The organism is Streptacidiphilus alkalitolerans, assembly GCF_042511045.1.
Classification (GTDB): domain Bacteria; phylum Actinomycetota; class Actinomycetes; order Streptomycetales; family Streptomycetaceae; genus Streptacidiphilus; species Streptacidiphilus alkalitolerans.
Window position 1 is genome coordinate 50857 of the sequence record NZ_JBHEZX010000007.1, and the last position, 19206, is coordinate 70062.

Sequence of the window (19206 nt, forward strand, 5' to 3'; positions counted from 1 at the left end):
TTGTCGCCGGGAGGGGCCCGATGGGTGATCGGATCGCGGAGGCCGAACCGGGGCACGCGGACCCGGGCCCGGACGGCGCCCCGACCGGCCCGGCCCGGAGCGACCCGAGCCCGGCCGGGCCGGCCCCGACCGGTGCCGGAGACGGCTCCGGACGGCTGGACCGCTTCGCCCGGCGCGCGGCGATGCCGCTGCTCGCCGCCGCGACCGGGGCGCTGCCGGTGCTGGTCTTCCCCACCGTCGGCTGGTGGTGGTTCGCCTATGTCTGCCTGGTGCCGCTGATGCTGGTGCTGCGCGCCGCGCCGACCGCGCGGCGGGCGATGGTGCTGGGCTGGTGGGGCGGGCTCGGCTTCCTGGTCGGGGTGATGAGCTGGCTGATCCCCACCCTGAGCGTGGCGATCCTGGTGCTGGCCGGGCTGCTCGGCGCGTTCTGGGCGCCCTGGGGCTGGCTGGTCTGGCGGCTGCTCCGGGGCCGTCCCGACGCCGGCCGGGCCGCCGCCGCGGTGGTCCTGGTGCCCTGCGGCTGGCTGGCGATCGAGACGATCCGGTCCTGGCAGTACCTCGGCGGCCCGTGGGGGCTGCTCGGGGCGAGCCAGTACCAGCAGCACGCGGCGCTGGTGCTGGCCTCGGTCGGCGGGGTGTGGCTGGACAGCCTGGTCATCGTGGTGGTCAACACCGCGCTGGTGGTGCTGATCGCCGCCTGGGGCCGCTCGGTGATCGCCTACGGCACCGTCGCCGCGCTGGCGGGCGGCACCCTGGCCGCCCTGGCCTGGGCCCCGCAGCCGCGGCTGACCGGGGGAACCGCCGCGATCGCGGTGGTGCAGCCGGGCGGGACGGCCACCCTGGACGAGCGCACCGCCCGCGGCGAGCAGCTCACCAGGGGCCTCATCGGCACCCGTCCTGACCTGGTGGTCTGGGGCGAGAGCAGCCTTGGCTACGACCTGGCGACCCGTCCCGACCTGGTCGCGCAGCTGGCCGGGCTCTCCTCGCGGACCGGCGCGGACCTGCTGGTCAATGTGGACGCGGCCCGGCCCAACGGGGCGATCTACAAGAGCTCGGTGCTGGTCGACCCGCAGGGGCTGACCGGGCAGCGCTACGACAAGATCCGGCTGGTCCCGTTCGGCGAGTACATCCCGATGCGCCCGCTGCTGGGCTGGATCACCTCGTTCTCCAAGGCCGCCGCGGTGGACCGGCGCCGGGGCGACACCCCGGTGGTGATGACGGTGCCCGAGCCGGGCGGCCGGACGCTGCGGATCGGGCCGCTGGTCTGCTTCGAGTCGGCCTTCCCGGACATGAGCCGGGCGCTGGTGCGGAAGGGGGCGCAGCTGGTGGTGATCCAGTCGTCCACCTCCAGCTTCCAGGACACCGCCGCGCCCGAGCAGCACGCCTCGCTGGCCGCGTTCCGGGCCGCCGAGACCGGCCGTCCGGTGGTCCAGGCGACGCTGACCGGCGTCAGTACCGCCTACGACCCGCACGGGCGGCCGGTCGGGGTGCAGATGGGCACCGACGACCGGGGCACCACCACCTACCGGATGCCGCTGGCGACCGGCGACACCCTCTACGACCGCTGGGGCAACTGGCTGCCCTCGCTGTGCTGCCTGCTGCTGGCCGTCACCGGCCTCGGCGCGCTGCTGGTGGCACGTCGGCGCCGCAGCAGTTGAGGGGCGAATCACTCGTCTGCGAGGTTTCCTGCCCGATTTCGGGCAGGAATATTGGTTTCGTGGGTAGATCTGCGTAAGGTCTTCCCTCGTGTCCAGTTACGAGGACCTCCTCGACCACCTGGCGCGGACCACCGCGCTCGGCCCCAATGAGGCGGCCCGCGTCGTCGCCGACGTGCTCGCGTACTTCGCGGAGAGCACCGACGAGTACGTGCGCCGCCGCCACACCGAGCTGCAGGCCCGCGGACTGACCAACGACCGCTGTTTCGAACGGATCGCGGCGGAGCTGCGGCAACGGCGCGTGCGAGCGCCCGAGCTGTCGGCCCGCCAACTGCGTCGGCTGATCTACGGCTGACCGGATCTCCGCTCACTCCTCCTCCACCCTCAAAGAAGGAGCCCCGTATGTGTGGCATCGTCGCCTATATCGGTCCCAGGGACGCCGCGCCCATCCTGCTGGAGGGCCTGCAGCGGCTGGAGTACCGGGGGTACGACTCCGCCGGTGTCGCCGTCGCCGCCAAGGGCGGCCTCAAGGTGCGCAAGAGCAAGGGCCGGGTGGCCGAGCTGGCCGCCCTCGTTCCCGCGCGCTTCACCGGCAAGGCCGGCATCGGCCACACCCGCTGGGCCACCCACGGCGTGCCCAGCGACGCCAACTCGCACCCGCACCTGGACGGCGCCGAGCGGATCGCGGTGGTCCACAACGGGATCATCGAGAACGCCGACGAGCTGCGCGCCAAGCTGCAGGCCGAGGGCTGCGTGTTCCAGTCCGAGACCGACACCGAGGTGCTGTCGCACCTGATCGCGGGTCTGGCCACCGAGGGCGTGGACCTCGAGGACGCCGTGCGGGCCGCCCTCAAGCGCATCGTCGGCACCTACGGCATCGCCGTCATCGACGCCGACCAGCCGGACCGGATCGTGGTGGCCCGCAACGGCAGCCCGATCGTGCTCGGCATCGGCGAGAAGGAGATGTTCGCCGCCTCCGACGTCGCCGCCCTGGTCCGCTACACCCGCCAGGTGGTGCACCTGGACGACGGCGAGCTGGCCACGGTCCGCGCCGACGGCTTCAACACCTTCACCCAGGAGGACGCCCGCGCCACCGCGAAGCAGCCCTCCACGGTGGACTGGGAGGAGGCCTCCTACGACACCGCGGGCCACGCCCACTTCCTGGTCAAGGAGATCCACGAGCAGCCGACCTCGGTCGAGCGCACCCTCAGCGGCCGGATCGACCAGCGCTTCTCCACCGCGCACCTGGGCGGCCTCAACATGGACGCCAGGGAGGCCCGCGCCTTCCGCCGGGTGAAGATCCTCGGCTGCGGCTCGGCCTACTACTCCGGCGAGCTGGGCGCCCAGCTGATCGAGGAGCTGGCCCGGATCCCCGCCCACGCCGAGCCGGCCTCGGAGTTCCGCTACCGCAACCCGGTGATCGAGGCGGACACCCTCTACATCGCGGTCAGCCAGTCCGGCGAGACCTACGACACCCTGGCCGCGGTCCAGGAGATCAAGCGCAAGGGCGGCAAGGTGCTCGGCGTGGTCAACACCGTGGGCAGCGCCATCGCCCGCGAGTGCGACGGCGGGATGTACCTGCACGCGGGCCCGGAGATCTCGGTCGCCTCCACCAAGGCGTTCACCTCCACCGCGATCGCCTTCGCGCTGATCGCGCTGCACCTGGGCCGGGTGCACGACCTGTCCCCGGCCGACGGCCGGCGGATCTGCGCCGGGCTGAAGGCGATCCCGGACCAGATCCGGCAGATCCTGGAGCAGGAGAAGGTGATCGCCGACCTCGCGGCCAAGTACTCGGGCCACGAGGGGATGATGTTCATCGGCCGGGTGCGCGGCTACCCGGTGGCCCGGGAGGGCGCCCAGAAGCTCAAGGAGGTCTCCTACGTCCACGCGGAGGCCTACCCGGCCAGCGAGCTCAAGCACGGTCCGCTGGCGCTGATCGGCCCGGACCTGCCGACCGTGGCGATCGTCCCGGACGACGAGCTGCGGGACAAGAACCTCACCGCGATGGGCGAGATCCGGGCCCGCAGCGGCCCGGTGCTGATGGTCGGTCACACCGCGCCCGACCCCAAGCTGGCCGAGGACTGCATCCTGGTCCCGAAGAACGAGCCGGAGCTGGACCCGATCCTGCTCGGCATCCCGCTCCAGCTGTTCGCCTACTACGCGGCGGTGGCGCTGGAGCGGGACGTCGACAAGCCGCGCAACCTGGCGAAGAGCGTCACCGTCGAGTAGTCAGCGGCGGGTGGCGGCGGTCTCCATGGTGAGGTGGGCGGTGATCACCAGGGTGCCGTCCTCCACCTGGTAGTCCAGCGGGACGCCGAGTCGGCGCAGGGTCGCGATCATGCCGCTGTTGGACGCGGTGGTGACCGCGTAGACCTGGCCGATCCCGGCGTCCGCCGCCAGCTCCACCAGCCGGCGCACCAGCTCGGAGCCCAGGCCCCGGCGCTGCCAGGCGTCCTCGACCAGCACGGCGACCTCGGCGCTGTCGTCGTCCCACATCAGGTGGGCGAGCGCGACGAGGTCGCCGTCCGGCGTCTCCGCGGCCAGGGTCTGGCCGAACCGGGGCTCCAGCAGGTGGCCGAGGTAGCGGTCGCTGTCGGCGGTCGGACCGTGGTAACGGCGGCGCAGGGTCGCGGTGCTGCAGCGGTCGTGCAGCGCCACGGCCGCGGGCCGGTCGGACGGGTCGGCCCGGCGGACGGTGAGCTCGCTCAGCCCGCTGCCCCGCCCGGGGGCCAGGGTGAGCAGGTCGCGGGTGTCCGGGACGCGCGGTCCGAGCTGGGCGTCCAGCTCGATCAGGGCCCGGGCCCGGGCGAACTCGGTCGGGGTGAACGGCGGCTCGTCCCTGGTGACCACCAGCACCCCGCCGGACGGGTCGCGCAGCCGCATGGTGCTGCCGTCCAGGTCGTCCTCCTCGATCTCGGCGGGCAGCGACCTGATGCTGCAGCGGCCGAACAGCTGGCGCAGCGCGAGCGGCAGTTCGGCGGCGTCCAGGGCGGTGCGGGTGGCCAGGTTGAGGATCCTGGTCGGCACGTCCACCAGGTCGTGGGCGTCGGCGCGCTCCAGCCAGACCTCGGTGCCGCCGGCCTCGACCACGGCCCGGGTGATCTCCTGGGCGGCGGTGTCGGCGCTCGCCTGCACCACGAACTCGTCGACGGTCTCCTCGGCCAGCGGGTGCGCCTGCATGGAGATGACATTGACCGGCAGGTCGGCCAGTGCCCGGCAGAGCCCGGCCAGGCTGCCCGGGGCGTCGGGCACGGTCGCCCTGATCCGCCACAGCGCCTGCTCCTCGCCGGGGACCGCGGCGGAGGTGATGTCGCCGGGGGCGGGCCCCGGCGGGGCGTCGGGATGGCGGTGCTTCCACCAGCTGTGCCAGGCGGCCGTGGCCATCAGCGCCAGCGCCGAGGCCACCAGGAGCACCGGACCGTCGTGACCGTGCACCACCACGTTGGCGATCAGATCGGCCAGGGCGACGGCGAGGAAGACGGCGGAGAGCTCCACGGTGTCGCGACGCCAGTTGTGCTTACGGTTCGTCAGTTCGTCCATGGAAGCATCCTGCCTAAGCGGTGTTTCACGTCCACAAACGGATCATGACCAGAACGTTAAGACTCTTTGGTGAGGTTTTGTCCGTAATTTCGGATTCCGGTTACGGTGCTACCGTCGTTCCATGGACGAGCAACGCCTTGCCAACCTCGCGCACCTGCGCCGGGCGCGGGATCTGGTCGACCGTGAGTACGCGCGCCCGCTCGACGTCCCGGCCATGGCCCGGCACGCGCTGATGTCGCCCGGGCACTTCTCCCGCGAGTTCCGGGCCGCCTACGGCGAGACCCCCTACAGCTACCTGATGACCCGGCGGGTCGAGCGGGCGATGGCGCTGCTGCGCGCGGGTATGAGCGTCACCGACGCCTGCATGGAGGTCGGCTGCACCTCGCTCGGCTCGTTCAGCTCGCGCTTCACCGAGCTGGTGGGGATGACCCCGAGCGCCTACCGGGCCCAGGAGCACCCGGCGGTGCGGGCGATGCCCAGCTGCGTGGCCAAGGTCCGCACCCGGCCGATCCGGAACCGGGGAGCGGACGGCCTCGGCGCCGTCTAGCGTTGGCCGCATGACCATTTCGCTCCAGTACTGCCACATCACCGTCAACGACCTGGACGAGTCGCTCGCCTTCTACCGCGACGGGCTCGGCTTCGAGGTGCTCAACGACGTCGCCTCGGGCAGGTTCCGCTGGGTCACCCTGGGCCACTCGGCCGAGCCGGGCCCGGAGCTGGTGCTCTCCGAGCCGCACGCGGGGCGGTCCGGGGCCGACGGCGATGTGCTGCAGGAACTGCTGGTCAAGGGCGTGCTGCCGATGACCGTGTTCAGCACCGACGACCTCGACGCCACCTTCGAGCGGGTCCGGGCCTCCGGCGCCGAGGTGCTGCAGGAGCCGACGGACCAGCCCTGGGGCCCGCGCGACTGCTCGTTCCGGGACCCCTCGGGCAACATGGTGAAGATCTCGCAGGCGCCCAAGGCCTGAGGCCTGAGGCCTGTGCGGCCCGCGGCTCAGGCGGGGTAGCGCTCCAGGGCGGGGCGCTTGGCCGGGCGGTTGTCGCCGGAGGACCGGCCGGTGATGCGGCGCAGCAGCCAGGGCCAGACGTGCAGCCGGAGCCAGCGCAGGTCCTCGCGCAGCTTGGTCGCCCGGGGGACCGGCGCGGCCGGCGGCAGCGGCTCGCGCCAGTCGAAGGCGGCCGGATGGCCGAGGCCCTGCAGCACGGCCTCGGCGACCCGGCGGTGGCCCTCGGCGGAGAAGTGCAGCCGGTCCTCGGCCCACATCCGGGGGTCGTCGAAGGCGGGGACGTGGAAGAGGTCGACCACGGTGATGTTGTCGTGGCGCCCGGCCAACTCGCCGACGAAGCGCTGCATCCGCAGGATCTGCGGCATGATCCGGCCACTGCTCCGCATCCGGCGGCTGGGGTCCACGCTGTAGAACAGCACGAGCCGCCGCGCGTCGGCGGCCAGCCGTTCCGCGAGCGCGCCCAGGGTGCGTTCCACCTGGGCGATGTCGCAGCCGGGGCGCATCACGTCGTTGAGCCCGCCGGCCAGGGTGACCAGCTCGCCGCCCAGCGCGACGGCGGCGTCGCCCTGCTCGTCGGCGATCTGGCCGATCAGCTTCCCGCGGACGGCGAGGTTGGCGTAGCGGAACTCACCCCCGGCCGCCGCGGCCAGCCGCTCGGCGACCCGGTCCGCCCAGCCGCGGTAGTGGCCGTCCGGGAGGACCGTGTCGCACATGCCCTCGGTGAACGAGTCGCCGAGCGCGACCATGCTGCGGAAGGGTGGGATCTGGTTCATAGTGCAACGATCCTAGAGCCTCGCCCCGAGCGGTCTCACCGGGCCTCGTCCTGGTCCAGGGCCTCGTCCAGGGCGATGGCGGCGCTGATCAGCGCCAGGTGGGTGAAGGCCTGGGGGAAGTTGCCGAGCTGCTCGCCGGAGGGGCCGATCTCCTCGGCGAAGAGGCCGACATGGTTGGCGTAGGTGAGCATCTTGTCGAAGGCGTAGCGGGCCGGGTCCAGCCGGCCGGCCCGGGCCAGGGCGTCGACGTAGAGGAAGCTGCACAGGTTGAAGGTGCCCTCGGAGCCGCGCAGCCCGTCCGGGGAGGCGGCGGGGTTGTAGCGGTAGACCAGGCTGTCGGAGACGAGTTCCTGGTCCATCGCGTCCAGGGTCGACAGCCAGTCCGGGTCCTTCGGCGACAGGAAGCCGACCAGCGGCATCAGCAGCAGCGAGGCGTCCAGCACGTCGGTGTCGTAGTGCTGCACGAACGCCTGGCGCTTCTCGCTCCAGCCGCGTTCCATCACCTGGACCAGGATGGCGTCGCGGGCCGCGGTCCAGCGGGGGAGGTCGGCGGGGCGGGAGGACCGCTGGGCGATCCGGATGCCGCGGTCGAAGGCGACCCAGCACATCAGCCGGCTGTAGGTGAAGTCCTGGCGGCCCCCGCGGGTCTCCCAGATGCCCTCGTCGGGGCGGTCCCAGTGGTCGGAGAGCCAGTCCAGCAGGCCGGCCAGGGCGTGCCAGCCGCGGTAGCCGGGGAGCTCGGCCGGCCCGGCGGCCTGCGCCAGGGCGTACGCGGCCTCGCCGTAGATGTCGAGCTGGAGCTGGTCGGCGGCGCCGTTTCCGACCCGGACCGGGGCCGAGCCCCGGTAGCCCTCCAGGTGGTCCAGGACCTCCTCGCCCAGGTGCGGGTCGCCGTCGACCCGGTACATGATCTGCAGCGGCTCGCCGGACGGGGCTCCGCCGTCCCGCAGCCGGTCGCCGAGCCAGCGGCGGTAGGCGTCGGCCTCCTCGGTGAAGCCGAGGTCGACCAGGGCCCGGACCGACAGTGAGGCGTCGCGGATCCAGGTGTAGCGGTAGTCCCAGTTGCGCTCCCCGCCGACCTGCTCGGGCAGGCCCATGGTGGCGGCGGCGATCGGCGCGCCGGTGGGCGCGTAGGTGAGCAGCTTGAGGGTGATCGCCGAACGGTGCACCATCTGCTGCCAGCGGCCCCGGTAGCGGCAGCGCTTGATCCAGTCGTGCCAGAAGTCCCGGGTCGCCTCGAAGGCCGCCCGCGCCGCCTCGGCGGTGAAGGCCGCCGGGGCCGCGCCGTCGGCGTCGCAGGAGGTGAGGGTGATGCCGGCGGTCTGGCCCGCCTCCAGGGTGAAGACGGCCACCAGGTCGGCGTGGTCGCCGGCGGCGTCGTCCCGGCCGAGCTCGATCGGCGCGGCGGCCTGGACGTGCAGGTCGGTGCCGGGGCCGCGGAAGACCGCGGTGTCGCCCTCCAGCTCCAGCGTGTGCGGGGCGCGGCCGTAGTCGAAGCGGGGCCGGCAGCTGAGGGTGAAGCGCAGGCTGCCGCGGACCACGCGCGCCGCGCGGACCACGGTGTGCCGGTCGCCGGCGGTGTGCGGATCGTCCACCGGCATGAAGTCGATGACCTCGCCGACCCCGTCCGGGGTCATGAAGCGGGTGACCAGGATCGCCGTGTCGGGGAGGTAGATCTGGCGGACGGTGGCGTTCGGGTCGTCGACGGACAGCCGGCACTCGCCGCCCCGCTCCCGGTCCAGCAGGGCCGCGAAGATGCTCGGGGAGTCGAAGCGCGGGGTGCACCACCAGTCCAGTACGCCTTCGGTGGAGATCAGCGCCGCGGTCTGCAGGTCGCCGACCAGGCCGTGGTCCGCGATCGGCGGATAGCCGTCCATCATGATCCTCTCGTCGCCCGGGCCTCCAGGCTAGGTCGACCGGCCCGGGACGGCATTCGGAGCGGCGGCGGACCTGACCTCGACGGGGCGTCAGTAGCCGCTGCTGTAGCCGGAGGTGGTCGGGGCCGGGGCGGCCGGGGTGGTGGCGGCGGTGCTGGTGATCGCGCTGCCGCCGGGGCCGACCAGGTACCAGGTGCCGCCGAAGGCGGTGAGGCCCTGGCCGTTGATGTCGCCGGCCGCGGTGTCGTGCGAGAAGTAGTACAGCGGGTGGCCGCCATAGGTGACCTGCGTCGACTTGTCGGCCCTGGTGCTCTCGCCGACGGACGAGGCGGTGAGCCCGGTGGCGCTGGGCGTGCCGGTGGTGGTGTCCGGCGGCCAGGCGACCGCGCAGGCGCCGTTGCAGGTGGAGGTCGTGCCGGTGTCGGCCTGGAAGAGGTACAGGGTCCGGCCGGAGCCGTCGACCAGGATCTGCCCGTCGGCCGAGTCGGCGACCTTGAGCGCGGCGGCCGAGCCCGAGGCGGCGGCCGGCGCGCTGCTCGTCGCCGGTGCGGGAGCGGACGAGGACGCGCTGCTGGATCCCGAGGTGCTGGAGCATCCCGCGGCCAGGGCCACCAGGGCGGCGGCGCCGGCGGTTGCTGCGAGGACACGCTTCATGGCGGACTTCTTCCGTTGGAATCGCCGCTGCGCCGGATGTGCTGCGGCAGAGGGGCCGACCCGCGGGAAGCGGGTCCGCACTTCCCAGTACGCGGTCGGTCCGCCGGGGGTTCACGGCCGGCCGGTGCCGTGCCGACTGGTGCGGACGGGGACGAGTGGGCAGGATCTGGGCATGGCGGAGACCACCGAAGTGCTCGCACGGGCGGGGCTGATCCCGCACGCGGGCCAGCCGTACGCGTATCTGATGCTGGAGGATCCGCGCCGGAGCGTGGTGGTGGAGCAGGGCGGTGAACCCACCACGGTGTTCGTCGCCGCGGCGCTGGCGGCCGGGCTGTACCTGGCCAATACCGGCGACAGCCTGGAGGTGCCCACCGCCGAGGGGTGGAGCGCCGAACTGCGGTCCGGGCGGCTCTCGTTGACCAGTCCGGAGCACCGCGAGCCGTTCCTGCCCTCGGCCACCCTGCAGCTGCCGCACGGGTGGCGCACCGCGGCCCGCTACGACGACGACATCGTGGTGTTCGTGGGCGACGACCTGGGGCTGGCCCGCGAGCGGTCCGGGTCCGCCGGTCCGCTGCCGCTGGGGCAGGCGCTGGCCCGGGCGGCGGAGCGGGGGATGCTCGCGGTCGGCACGGTCGCTTACCACGAGGCCGGGTACTGAGAAAAAATACTGACCACTCATTGACCAGTTGACAGGTGCTGGGCCAGTATCCAGACATGGCCGGTACGGAGAGTCGGGGACGGAAGCGGGAACGGATCCGGGAGCATCTGCTCGACCTGGTCGAGGAGACCCGGGTGGGTGCGGCGATCCCCGGTGAACGGCAGCTGTGCGAGGAGCTCGGGGTGTCCCGTCCCACCCTGCGCTCGGTGGTGGACGACCTGGTGCGGGACGGACTGCTGGTCCGTGAGCACGGCCGCGGCGTGTTCGTCGCCAAGGCCAAGGTCGCCCAGCACCTCGCCCAGGCCACCGACCACACCCTCGGCGTCGGCGGGGTGGACGGGGTGTGGACCAGCCGCACGGTCGACTTCCGCAGCACCAACGCCGGTCCGAGGATCGGCCGGCGGCTGCGGGTGTCCCCGGGCGAGCCGGTGCTGCGGATCACCCGGCTGCGGATCGTGGACGGCGTCCCCATGTCGGTGGAGACCCTGCACGTCCCGCAGGCCCTGGTGCCGGGGCTGACCGCGCACGACCTGGAGCAGCACTCCTTCTACCAGCTCCTCGGCCACCGCTTCGGCATCCTGCTCACCGACGCCTCGCAGATCATCGAACCCACGGTGGTCGACGAGACCGAGGCGGAACTGCTGGGTGTGCCCGTGCACGTCCCTGCGCTGCTGTTCGAACGGGAGACCAGGGACGCGGACGGCCGGGTGGTGGAGTTCACCCGCTCCGTCTACCGGGGCGACCGCTACCGGATCTTCACCCAGCTCTCGCTGGCCGCCCGGCCCGACAACGGACGGGTGCTCGGCGGCTCCTGGTCGGCGGCCTCCACCGTTCCCGGCGCGGACACCCTGGTGGCCGACCCGTACTGGACCGGCCGGGCCTGACAGCTGCCCCCGTACGAACCCGTGTCGGCCGTTCCCGGTCGGCGCGGTGATCCCGCACGCCCTCCGAAGGGATGGATCATGCTTCGTCGCACGCTCGTTCTCACCGCCGCTGCCGCCTGCGCGGTCGCCGCCGTCGGTATCGGACTCGGCTCCGCCGACGCCGGGACCACCTCGCCGCGGTCTGCCCCCGCGGTGACCCCCGCCGCGGCCTCCGGGGTGGCGCTGGAGACCTGGCTCTACCCCGGGTCGCCCGGCGACACCCAGTGCACCGCGCCGTCCGAGTACGCCGACAACCGGGTCCGCGGCGGTGCGCTCAAACCGGAGTACTGGTCGGTCACCGGCAAGGGCAAGGTCACCCTGGAGACCGCGGCGAGCGGCCTGTGCAACGCCTACAGCGCCGCCAATGTCGCCGACCTCAAGGCGCACTCCGCCTACCAGTACCCGACCGTCTCGGGGATGACCACCGCCGACGTGCACGCCCTGGTCAGCAGCAGCGCCAACCGCGGCAGCGCGGTCTCCCAGCTCACCTCGCTGGTGGTCGGCGCCGACCTCAGCGGGGTGGACGTGGACCTGGAGGACTACTGGTCCTGGAGCAGCCAGGACTTCGCCAACTACAAGGTGTTCCTGAGCCAGTTGGCCACCTCGCTGCATGCCCAGGGCAAGAAGCTGCTGGTCGACGCCCCGGCGATGACCGAGAACGCCTCCTTCTACGACTACGCGGCGGTCAGCGCCACCGGCGTGGACGAGCTGGAGGTCATGGCGTACGACGAGGAGTTCGACACCGCGCCGGGCGCCCGCTGCCTGCCGATCACCCCGCTGGCCTGGCTCAAGCAGGTGACCCAGTACGCCCAGAGCAAGGTGCCGGACCACTCCCGGCTGGTGATCGGCCTGCCCTCCTACGGCATCAGCGCGCCCGACCCGTGCGACCTGGACAACGTCACCGGCAACATCCAGTTCAGCGACATGAGGCAGAGCCCCGGCTTCTCCAGCGACCCGTCCACGATCGCCGCCCGCCGCGACCCCTCCTCGGGCGAGATCCGCTGGGTCTCCGGCGGCACGCTGTACGACTACGTGGACAGCACCGCGCTCAACACCAAGCTGGCGGTGCTGACCTCACTGGGCGTCACCAAGGTCTCGGTCTGGTCGCTGGGCGGCGGCAACCCCTGGTTCACCGGCTGACGCACCGTCGAACCGAGGCACCGTCAGAGCCCGAAGGCCTCGCGGTGCTGCGCGCTGAGGGCCACGTACCACTCGGCGTTGAGCTTGATGTGGGCCCGCTCCTCGTCGGTGAGCTCGCGCTTCACCTTGGCCGGCACCCCGGCGACCAGCGAGCCCGGCGGCACCCGCATCCCCTGCGGCACCATCGCGCCGGCCGCCACCAGCGAGCCCGCGCCGATCACCGCGCCGTTGAGGACGGTCGCGCTCATCCCGACCAGCACGTCGTCCTCGACGGTGCAGCCGTGCAGCACCGCGTTGTGGCCCACCGAGACCCTTGCGCCGACGACCGCGGGGAAGCCGAAGTCGGCATGCACCGAGCAGTTGTCCTGTACATTACTATCGGCGCCGATCGAGATCGTCTCGCAGTCGCCGCGCAGCACCGCTCCGTACCAGACGCTCGCCCCCGCGGCGAGCGTGACCGAACCGAGCACCACGCCGTTGGGCGCGACAAAGGCGTCGGCGTCCACGGTGGGGGTCCGTCCGGCGACGGCGGAGATCAGGGGGTCGGCCATGTCGTGCTCCTGGGACAATCGGATGAAGAGGGTTGATGTCCACGTTATCGCCGCCGGGGGGACACTCGGGGGATGACGACCGCGCTCCCCGGTGGGCCCTCCGGCTTCCAGCTGCACCGCTACCGCTTCACCACCCTCTGGGACCTCCCGGCACCGCCCGCGCGGGTCTACGCCGTGCTCGGCGACCCGCGCCGCTACCCGGTCTGGTGGCCGGAGATCCGCGAGGTGCGGCAGCTGGACCCGACCACAGGACTGATGCGGTTCCGCTCCCTGCTGCCGTACGAACTGGCGGTCGTGGCAAGCGAATCGCGGCAGGACCCGGCGGCCGGGGTGCTGGAGGCGCGGCTGACCGGCGACCTGGAGGGGACCACCCGGTGGACCGTCACCTCACGCGGCGACGGTGGTTCGGTCGCCGTGTTCGAAGAAGACGTCGAGGTGCACCGGCCGCTGATGCGGCGGCTGGCCCTGCCGGGGCGCCCCGCATTTCGTCTCAATCACGCCCTGATGATGAAAAATGGGCGCAAGGGATTGACGCACTATCTCTCCGTGTGCGCTCGGACCCGCATTGGTCTTGACCAATGATCGGGGCTGCCCCTACTGTCGCCTTAGTGCAGGGTCCTTTAAGAAATAAGGACTCATAAATAACCAGCGTCACGGACGCACAGGCGGAGGACAGGGTGGGGACCACACAGGCCGCGAACGGGACGGTTGCCGCGACGGCGCCGGAGCCCAAGTACTGGCATCTGCGCACCGTCCTGGTGCGTGCACTCGACTCGGAGTTCAACACCGGCGAGGTGCTGCCCAACGAGCGCGACCTGTCCGCCCGCTTCGGCGTCGCCAGGGCCACGCTGCGGCAGGCGCTGGACCAGCTGGAGCTGGAGGGCCGCCTGGTCCGCCGCCGCGGCATCGGCACGCTGGTCGCCGCGCCGCGGATGGGCGTCCCGGTGAGCGAGGCCGCCGAGGGCTGGCCCGGCACCGGCCGGGACAGCTGGCGGATCGTCGACGCCCAGTCGCTCCCCGCGCCCGCCGCGGTCTGCGCCGCGCTCGGCGTCCCGGCGGACGAGCCGGTGCACACCGTGCGCCGACTGCGGATGATGCACGGCCAGGCCATCGGCGCGGAGACGCTCTACGTGCCCGACGCCGTGGTGCCGCACGTGCCGGCGATCTTCGCCAAGTCCAGCATCGCCGACTCCAGCCGGGCCCGTTCCGTGCTGCGGCAGCTGCAGCGCCTGGAGCTGGACGGCGAGTCCCGCTCGGTGGAGCTCGGTGTCGCCGAGGAGGAGCAGGCCCGCCTGCTCGACCGCCCGCCGGGCACCCCGGTGCTGGTGCTGACCACCCGCTACCAGGCCCAGGGCGGAATCGCCGCGGTCGCCGTCTCCACCTACCGCGCCGACATGTGCCGGCTGACCTTCGGCGCCTCCGGCATCGTGGACGTCACGCCCGCCGCCGACCCGGCCGAGGTCCGCACCGCTTCCTGATCCACCGAGAACAGCTGCTCCTCGGCGTGCTCCAGCGCCAGGCGCAGGGCGCCGGTGGCGATGACCTCGTCACCGAGCGTCGACAGCCGCACCTCCGGCGGCCGCAGGCAGAAGCGTCCGAGCTGCTCCCGCAGCGGCTCCAGGACGCCGTCGAGCCCGGCCGCCCAGCCGCCGATGACCACGACCTCCGGGTCGATCGCCAGCACCAGTGCGGCGACGTCACGCACCAGCCGGGCCAGGAAGCGGTCGCGTACGTCCAGGGCGACCTGGTCGCCCTGCTCGGCCAGCCGCAGCACCCGGGCCACCGCGGCCTCGTCCAGCGGGTCGATCGGCTTGCTGGGGGCGGACAGCAGCTGGGCCGGGTTGGACTCGCGCCCCAGCAGGTGCAGCGAGCCGATCTCCCCGGCCGCGCCGCCGAAGCCGCGGTGCAGCCGTCCGTTGATCAGTGAGCCCGCGCCCGGGCTGAGCCCGGCCAGGACGAACACCACATCGCCCATGCCGACGGCCGCGCCCTGCCAGTGCTCGCCGATCGCGGCCAGGTTGGCGTCGTTCTCCACCAGCACCGGGCAGCGGAACGAGCGGCGCAGCCGTGCGCCCAGCTCGAGGCCGGTCCAGCCGGGCAGCGCGGTGCCGAGCCGCACCACGCCCTCGGTGTCCACCACGCCCGGCGTGCCGACGCCGACCGCCCACAGCGTGTCCCTGGACACCCCGGAACGGCGCAGCAGCTCGGCGACCGTGGCCCGGACCAGGGCGAGCCGCTCGGTCGCGCCGGTGGACTCGTCGATCGGACGGGCGTAGGAGCCCAGGATCCGGCCGGTCAGGTCGGACAGCGCGGCCCGCGCGCCATGGGTGCCGATCTCGATGCCGAGCAGGTGCCCGGCCTCGGCGCGGAAGCGGAAGTGGCGGGCCGGACGGCCGCGCTGGCGGATGCTGTCGGTGCGGCGCCCGGTGTCCGGCTCGACCTCGACCACCAGGCCGGACTCCATCAGGCCCTCGATGACGCCCTCGACGGTGGGACGGGACAGCCCGGTGTCCCCGACCAGCTGGGTCAGCGTCAGGGTGTCGCCCCCGCGCAGTGCGTGCAGTGTCACGGCGGAGTTGATCCGCCGCAGCAGCGAGGAGTCCCCGCCGGTGAGCTGTGCCAACTCTCCGCCCTTCACATCCGCGTCCGGACCCGTCCGCCGTCGTCGCCGGGGGTAGCCGGATCGTATCCGGGCGTGGTCCAAAGCCGCGAGCATTTGTGCTGCTCATGAACGGCTTCGGTATCAAACGGCAACACTGCGCCACGTTTCGGCCAAACGCCGGACCGCCCGGACGATCTCGGCGGTCCCCAGATGGGCGTAGCCCAGCACAAAGCGCCGCGGCGTCGGCGCGCCGCTCGCGGTGTAGTCGCCCAACGGCCGCAGCCGCACCCCGGCCCGGGCGCACAGCTCGGGCGGCACCGGGGAAGGGAACTCCGCGATCAGGTGCAGCCCGGCCGCGATCCCGCTGATCCGCACCTCGGGCAGGACCTCGGCCAGCACCCCGATCAGCGCGTCCCTGCGCTCGCGGTAGCGGCGCTGGCACAGCCGCAGCTGCCGGTCGTAGCGCCCGCTTCGCAGGAAGCCGGCGAAGGCCGCCTGCTCGGTGACGCTGTTGCCGAGGTCGCTGACCCGCTTCGCCTCGACCAGCTCGGGCAGCAGCCGCGCGGGCGGCAGCAGCCAGCCCAGCCGCAGCCCGGGGGCGAGCGACTTGCTGACCGAGCCGGTGTAGGCGACCAGGTCGGGGGCCAGCCCCTGGAGCGAGCCGACCGGCGCCCGGTCGTAGCGGAAGTCGCCGTCGTAGTCGTCCTCGACCAGCAGGCCGTCCACCCGCCGGGCCCAGTCCAGCAGCGCGGCCCGGCGCGCGGGGGAGTGGACCACGCCGGTCGGGAACTGGTGCGCCGGAGTGAGCACGGCCGTCCGCGCCCCACTGGCCGCCAGCGCGGACAGCACCAGCCCCTCCCCGTCCACCGGCACCGGGACCGGACGCAGGCCCGCCGCGCGGTACAGCGGGTACACCGAGACGCTGCCGGGATCCTCGACGGCCACGGTCCGCTGCCCCCGGGCGGCGAGCACCCGGCCGAGCAGGGTCAGCGCCTGGGCCACCCCGGAGCAGACGATCACCCCCTCCGGGGCGACCACCACCCCGCGCCTGCGGCCCAGCAGTTCGGCCAGCGCGGCGCGCAGCGCGGGCAGGCCCTGCGGGTCCGGGTAGTCCAGCGCGGCGTCCGGCAGTTCGGCCAGCGCGGCCCGCTGCGCGGCGGCCCAGGCCGTCCGGGGGAAGGCGGAGAGGTCGGCGAGCCCGGGCCGGAAGTCCACCACCGGGGCGGGCCGGGCCGGATCCGGCCGGGGACGCGGCGGCGCGGACGGCGGGCTCAGCGCGGCCACCCAGGTGCCGGCCCCCTGACGGCTGGTCAGATAGCCCTCCGCGGTGAGCTGCCCGTACAGCTCGCTGACCAGGCCGCGGGACACCCGCAGATCCCGGGCCAGATCCCGGCTGGACGGCAGCCGGGTCCCGGCCGCGAGCCGGCCGTCCCGCACCGCGGCGCGGAGGGCCGCGCCCAGCTCCCGGCCCCGGCCGCGCGGCGGCCCGGAGGCGGCGGGCAGCAGCAGCTCCCAGGCGGGGGAGGGGGCGGGTGGCGGCGGCGAAGTGGTCCATGAACTCGGCACGGGAATGGACCTTATCGTGGACCAGTCGGGGCGGCGAGGCTCGATCCATGCAGAGCCGATCCGTCCACACCCCTTCCCCCGTCAGTTCCGCCGCCGCCGCCCTCGCCGGTGGCGCGGCCATGCTCATCGGCACCTCGTTCGTGGCGATGAGCCTGCTCGGCGGCTATCCCGCGCTGGGCGGCCAGGCCCTGCGCTACGGGCTGGCCGCCGCCGTCCTGCTGCTCCTGGCCGCCCGGAGCCCGGCCGGGCTCGCCCCGGCACGGCGGCTGCGCCCGCGGCAGTGGCTGCGGGTCTCGCTGGTCGCCGCGGCCGGGATGGTCGGCTTCAACCTCGCCGTCATCGCCGCCGAGCGGACCGCGGAGCCGGCCGTCCCCGGGGTGACCGTGGGCTGTGCGCCGCTGGTGATCGCGATCCTGGCGCCGCTGCTGGAACGGCGGCGGCCGTCCCCGCGGATCGCCGGCTCGGCGCTGCTGGTGGTGGCCGGGGCCGCCGTGGTGCAGGGCCTCGGCCGCACCGACGGCGCGGGGCTCGGCTACTCGCTGCTGGCGCTGCTCGGCGAGGTGGCCTTCGGCCTGGTCTCGGTCCCGCTGATCAGGCCGCTGGGCCCGATGCTGCTCGCGGGCTGCGCCTGTGCGGTGGCCACGGTCCAGGCGCTGCTGCTGGGGCTGCTGCTCCGGGGCGGCGCGGCCTTCCGGCTGCCCACGGCGGAGGAGGGGGCGGCGCTGCTGTGGATGGCGCTGCCGGTGACCGTGCTCGCGTTCTGGGCCTGGTACTCGGGGGTGCAGCGGCTCGGGCCCGAGCGGGCCGGGCTGTTCCCCGGGCTGATCCCGGTGGCCGCCGCGGCCACCGCGCCGCTGGTCGGGACCGGCAGCCTGGGCCTCGGCCAGGTCCTGGGCAGCCTGCTGGTCGCGGCGGGTGTCGCGGCCGGGTTGCGGGCCGGGACGACGGCGGCCGCGCCGGTGCCGACGGCACCGGTCAGAGCAGGGCGAACTGGCCTTCCGGCCCTTCCTCCTGATGCAGCAGCACCGACGCCGGGCGGCGGCACCACCCCGGGACCGGCAGCACCCCCGCCGCTGTCAGCTCCGCGGCGCTGACCCACGGCCCGCGCCGCGCCGCCCGTAGCTCCCGCAGCGCCGGGCGGCAGTCCGCGAGCAGGGTCAGCACCGTCGCCAGATCCACCAGGTCCGCGGTGGACTGCTGCGGCCAGCCGCTCAGCCCCAGCGCCTCCAGCGAGCCCGGCTGCGCCTCCGGGTCGGGCACCCGCCGGGCGAACCACTCGGCCAGCACCGGTTCGCCGCCCGCCCGGAACTCCCAGGCCGCCGCCGCGACCGGGGCCAGCCGTCCGTCCCCGAGCAGCACCGACTCCGTCTCCGGCTCGTAACCGAGGGTGTCCGGCGAGCCGCTGATCCGCTCCCGGACGAAGGGCCGCCGCCCGCCCGGCATCCGCGGCCGTCCGATGGGCCGGCCGGCCGCCGGGTCGCCGTAGCGGGCGCCGAAGCTGTGCAGCCACAGCAGCCGCCGTCCCAGCGCCACGCCCTCGGTCCACAGCCCGGGGTCGGCGGGCAGCGGGACCGGGACCTCCTCGCCGCTGCGGCGGTCGGGGCCGTCCTGGCCGTCCTGCTCGGTGGAGGTGGTCGCGGCGATCCAGGCGAGCAGGTCCTCGGCGGTCACCCGCAGCCCGAGCACCCGGCCCAGCCGGCGCAGCAGCCCCGGTGCGAGATTGGGCTCACGGCCGCCCGGGCGGCGGTACAGCGGATGGATCCGCCCGCTGCCCCTGCCGCGGTGGCCGTCCGGCAGTTCGGCCGAGAAGGTCAGCACGGGCCCGTCCGGGTCCTGCGGCTGCACCGTCGCGAACACCTGGGCCTGGTCGGCGACCCGCCACAGCTCGGGGCGGGCCTGGTCCAGCAGCCGCTGGTCCGGCAGCAGCCAGAGCCGGTCGAAGGCCCCGTGCCGGATCTGCACCGGCGCGGGGCACGGTCCCGGTTCGCGGGAGAGCCGGTTGCTGCTGGTGGACTGGCCCGGCAGCTGGGCGACCGAGCTGTCCACCGTCCGCGACCGGCTCGGTCCGAACAGGGCGGCGCGGCGCTCCGGCGCGGCCTCGGCCAACCGCTGCCAGCGCGCGACCAGGACCTCGGGATACGGCGAGACAACCCACCCGCGCCCGGTCCGCAGTCCGGCCACGGACCACGGCATCAGCTCGCTGAGCAGCGGCGCTCGGTCCACTGGCACCTCCCGCGGACATCGTACCGAGCCGGTCCGA

19 protein-coding genes are annotated in these 19206 nt (G+C 73.7%); 11 read left to right on the plus strand and 8 right to left on the minus strand.

The annotated features are described in order from the left end of the window. The first annotated feature begins 20 nt into the window (after positions 1-20). The 3 genes from lnt (at position 21) to glmS (ending at position 3884) form a co-directional block, all read left to right on the plus strand. A complete protein-coding gene (gene lnt / locus ACEZDG_RS17530) occupies positions 21-1658 on the plus strand; it encodes an apolipoprotein N-acyltransferase (RefSeq protein WP_380509993.1) in 1638 nt (545 codons plus the stop codon). An 88-nt stretch (positions 1659-1746) separates the two neighbouring features. Next, positions 1747-2010: a hypothetical protein gene (locus tag ACEZDG_RS17535; protein ID WP_380509996.1), complete on the plus strand. Its 264-nt coding sequence runs from the start codon at positions 1747-1749 to the stop codon at positions 2008-2010. A 47-nt stretch (positions 2011-2057) separates the two neighbouring features. Further along, on the plus strand, positions 2058-3884 hold the full coding sequence (glmS, locus tag ACEZDG_RS17540) for a glutamine--fructose-6-phosphate transaminase (isomerizing) (protein WP_380509999.1): 1827 nt from the start codon (positions 2058-2060) through the stop codon (positions 3882-3884). Here the strand turns inward: glmS and ACEZDG_RS17545 are convergent, their stop codons facing one another. Then, on the minus strand, positions 3885-5195 hold the full coding sequence (locus tag ACEZDG_RS17545) for a GNAT family N-acetyltransferase (RefSeq protein ID WP_380510002.1): 1311 nt from the start codon (positions 5193-5195) through the stop codon (positions 3885-3887). Positions 5196-5316: 121 nt separating this feature from the next. Between ACEZDG_RS17545 and ACEZDG_RS17550 the strand changes: the two genes are divergently transcribed. Both ACEZDG_RS17550 and ACEZDG_RS17555 read left to right on the plus strand, forming a co-directional pair. Beyond that, a complete protein-coding gene (locus tag ACEZDG_RS17550) occupies positions 5317-5742 on the plus strand; it encodes a helix-turn-helix transcriptional regulator (RefSeq protein WP_380510005.1) in 426 nt (141 codons plus the stop codon). 10 nt (positions 5743-5752) lie between these two features. Then, the gene (locus tag ACEZDG_RS17555; protein ID WP_380510009.1) at positions 5753-6163 is read left to right on the plus strand and encodes a VOC family protein; all 411 of its coding nucleotides are present in this window, start codon (positions 5753-5755) and stop codon (positions 6161-6163) included. A 26-nt stretch (positions 6164-6189) separates the two neighbouring features. On the opposite strand, the gene ACEZDG_RS17560 is transcribed toward ACEZDG_RS17555, so the two are convergent. The 3 genes from ACEZDG_RS17560 to ACEZDG_RS17570 all read right to left on the minus strand — a co-directional run bounded on the left by ACEZDG_RS17560 (position 6190) and on the right by ACEZDG_RS17570 (position 9506). Beyond that, positions 6190-6975, minus strand: coding sequence for an SGNH/GDSL hydrolase family protein (locus tag ACEZDG_RS17560; protein ID WP_380510012.1), 786 nt, complete (start codon positions 6973-6975; stop codon positions 6190-6192). A 35-nt stretch (positions 6976-7010) separates the two neighbouring features. Continuing rightward, positions 7011-8852: a glycoside hydrolase family 15 protein gene (locus ACEZDG_RS17565; RefSeq protein WP_380510954.1), complete on the minus strand. Its 1842-nt coding sequence runs from the start codon at positions 8850-8852 to the stop codon at positions 7011-7013. 90 nt (positions 8853-8942) lie between these two features. Continuing rightward, positions 8943-9506: a COG4315 family predicted lipoprotein gene (locus tag ACEZDG_RS17570; protein WP_380510015.1), complete on the minus strand. Its 564-nt coding sequence runs from the start codon at positions 9504-9506 to the stop codon at positions 8943-8945. Positions 9507-9678: 172 nt separating this feature from the next. Here ACEZDG_RS17570 and ACEZDG_RS17575 point away from each other — a divergent pair, with 172 nt between their 5' ends. The 3 genes from ACEZDG_RS17575 (at position 9679) to ACEZDG_RS17585 (ending at position 12227) form a co-directional block, all read left to right on the plus strand. Beyond that, positions 9679-10164, plus strand: coding sequence for a hypothetical protein (locus tag ACEZDG_RS17575; RefSeq protein WP_380510018.1), 486 nt, complete (start codon positions 9679-9681; stop codon positions 10162-10164). A 56-nt stretch (positions 10165-10220) separates the two neighbouring features. Next, positions 10221-11048, plus strand: a complete 828-nt coding sequence (locus tag ACEZDG_RS17580; RefSeq protein ID WP_380510021.1) for a GntR family transcriptional regulator — start codon at positions 10221-10223, stop codon at positions 11046-11048. A 78-nt stretch (positions 11049-11126) separates the two neighbouring features. After that, positions 11127-12227 (plus strand): glycosyl hydrolase family 18 protein, encoded by a 1101-nt coding sequence (locus ACEZDG_RS17585; protein WP_380510024.1) that lies wholly within the window; start codon positions 11127-11129, stop codon positions 12225-12227. 23 nt (positions 12228-12250) lie between these two features. On the opposite strand, the gene ACEZDG_RS17590 is transcribed toward ACEZDG_RS17585, so the two are convergent. Further along, positions 12251-12778: a gamma carbonic anhydrase family protein gene (locus tag ACEZDG_RS17590; protein ID WP_380510027.1), complete on the minus strand. Its 528-nt coding sequence runs from the start codon at positions 12776-12778 to the stop codon at positions 12251-12253. 72 nt (positions 12779-12850) lie between these two features. Here ACEZDG_RS17590 and ACEZDG_RS17595 point away from each other — a divergent pair, with 72 nt between their 5' ends. After that, positions 12851-13360, plus strand: coding sequence for an SRPBCC family protein (locus ACEZDG_RS17595; RefSeq protein ID WP_380510030.1), 510 nt, complete (start codon positions 12851-12853; stop codon positions 13358-13360). Positions 13361-13455: 95 nt separating this feature from the next. Next, positions 13456-14256 carry a GntR family transcriptional regulator gene (locus tag ACEZDG_RS17600; RefSeq protein WP_380510033.1) on the plus strand — a complete coding sequence of 267 codons (801 nt, stop codon included), beginning with the start codon at positions 13456-13458 and terminating at the stop codon, positions 14254-14256. Here ACEZDG_RS17600 and ACEZDG_RS17605 read toward each other — a convergent pair. Together ACEZDG_RS17605 and pdxR are read right to left on the minus strand one after the other, a co-directional pair. Next, the gene (locus tag ACEZDG_RS17605; protein WP_380510036.1) at positions 14160-15401 is read right to left on the minus strand and encodes an ROK family protein; all 1242 of its coding nucleotides are present in this window, start codon (positions 15399-15401) and stop codon (positions 14160-14162) included. The two genes, ACEZDG_RS17600 and ACEZDG_RS17605, sit on opposite strands and share 97 nt — an antisense overlap. Before the next feature lie 120 nt (positions 15402-15521). Further along, entirely contained in the window at positions 15522-16946 is a 1425-nt protein-coding gene (gene pdxR / locus ACEZDG_RS17610) for a MocR-like pyridoxine biosynthesis transcription factor PdxR (protein ID WP_380510039.1), read from the minus strand. Between the two features lie 47 nt (positions 16947-16993). Here pdxR and ACEZDG_RS17615 point away from each other — a divergent pair, with 47 nt between their 5' ends. Continuing rightward, complete coding sequence (locus ACEZDG_RS17615) at positions 16994-18040, plus strand: DMT family transporter (protein ID WP_380510042.1); 1047 nt, start codon at positions 16994-16996, stop codon at positions 18038-18040. On the opposite strand, the gene ACEZDG_RS17620 is transcribed toward ACEZDG_RS17615, so the two are convergent. After that, positions 17922-19139 carry a type ISP restriction/modification enzyme gene (locus ACEZDG_RS17620; RefSeq protein ID WP_449341733.1) on the minus strand — a complete coding sequence of 406 codons (1218 nt, stop codon included), beginning with the start codon at positions 19137-19139 and terminating at the stop codon, positions 17922-17924. The genes ACEZDG_RS17615 and ACEZDG_RS17620 overlap by 119 nt on opposite strands. Positions 19140-19206 lie beyond the last annotated feature (67 nt).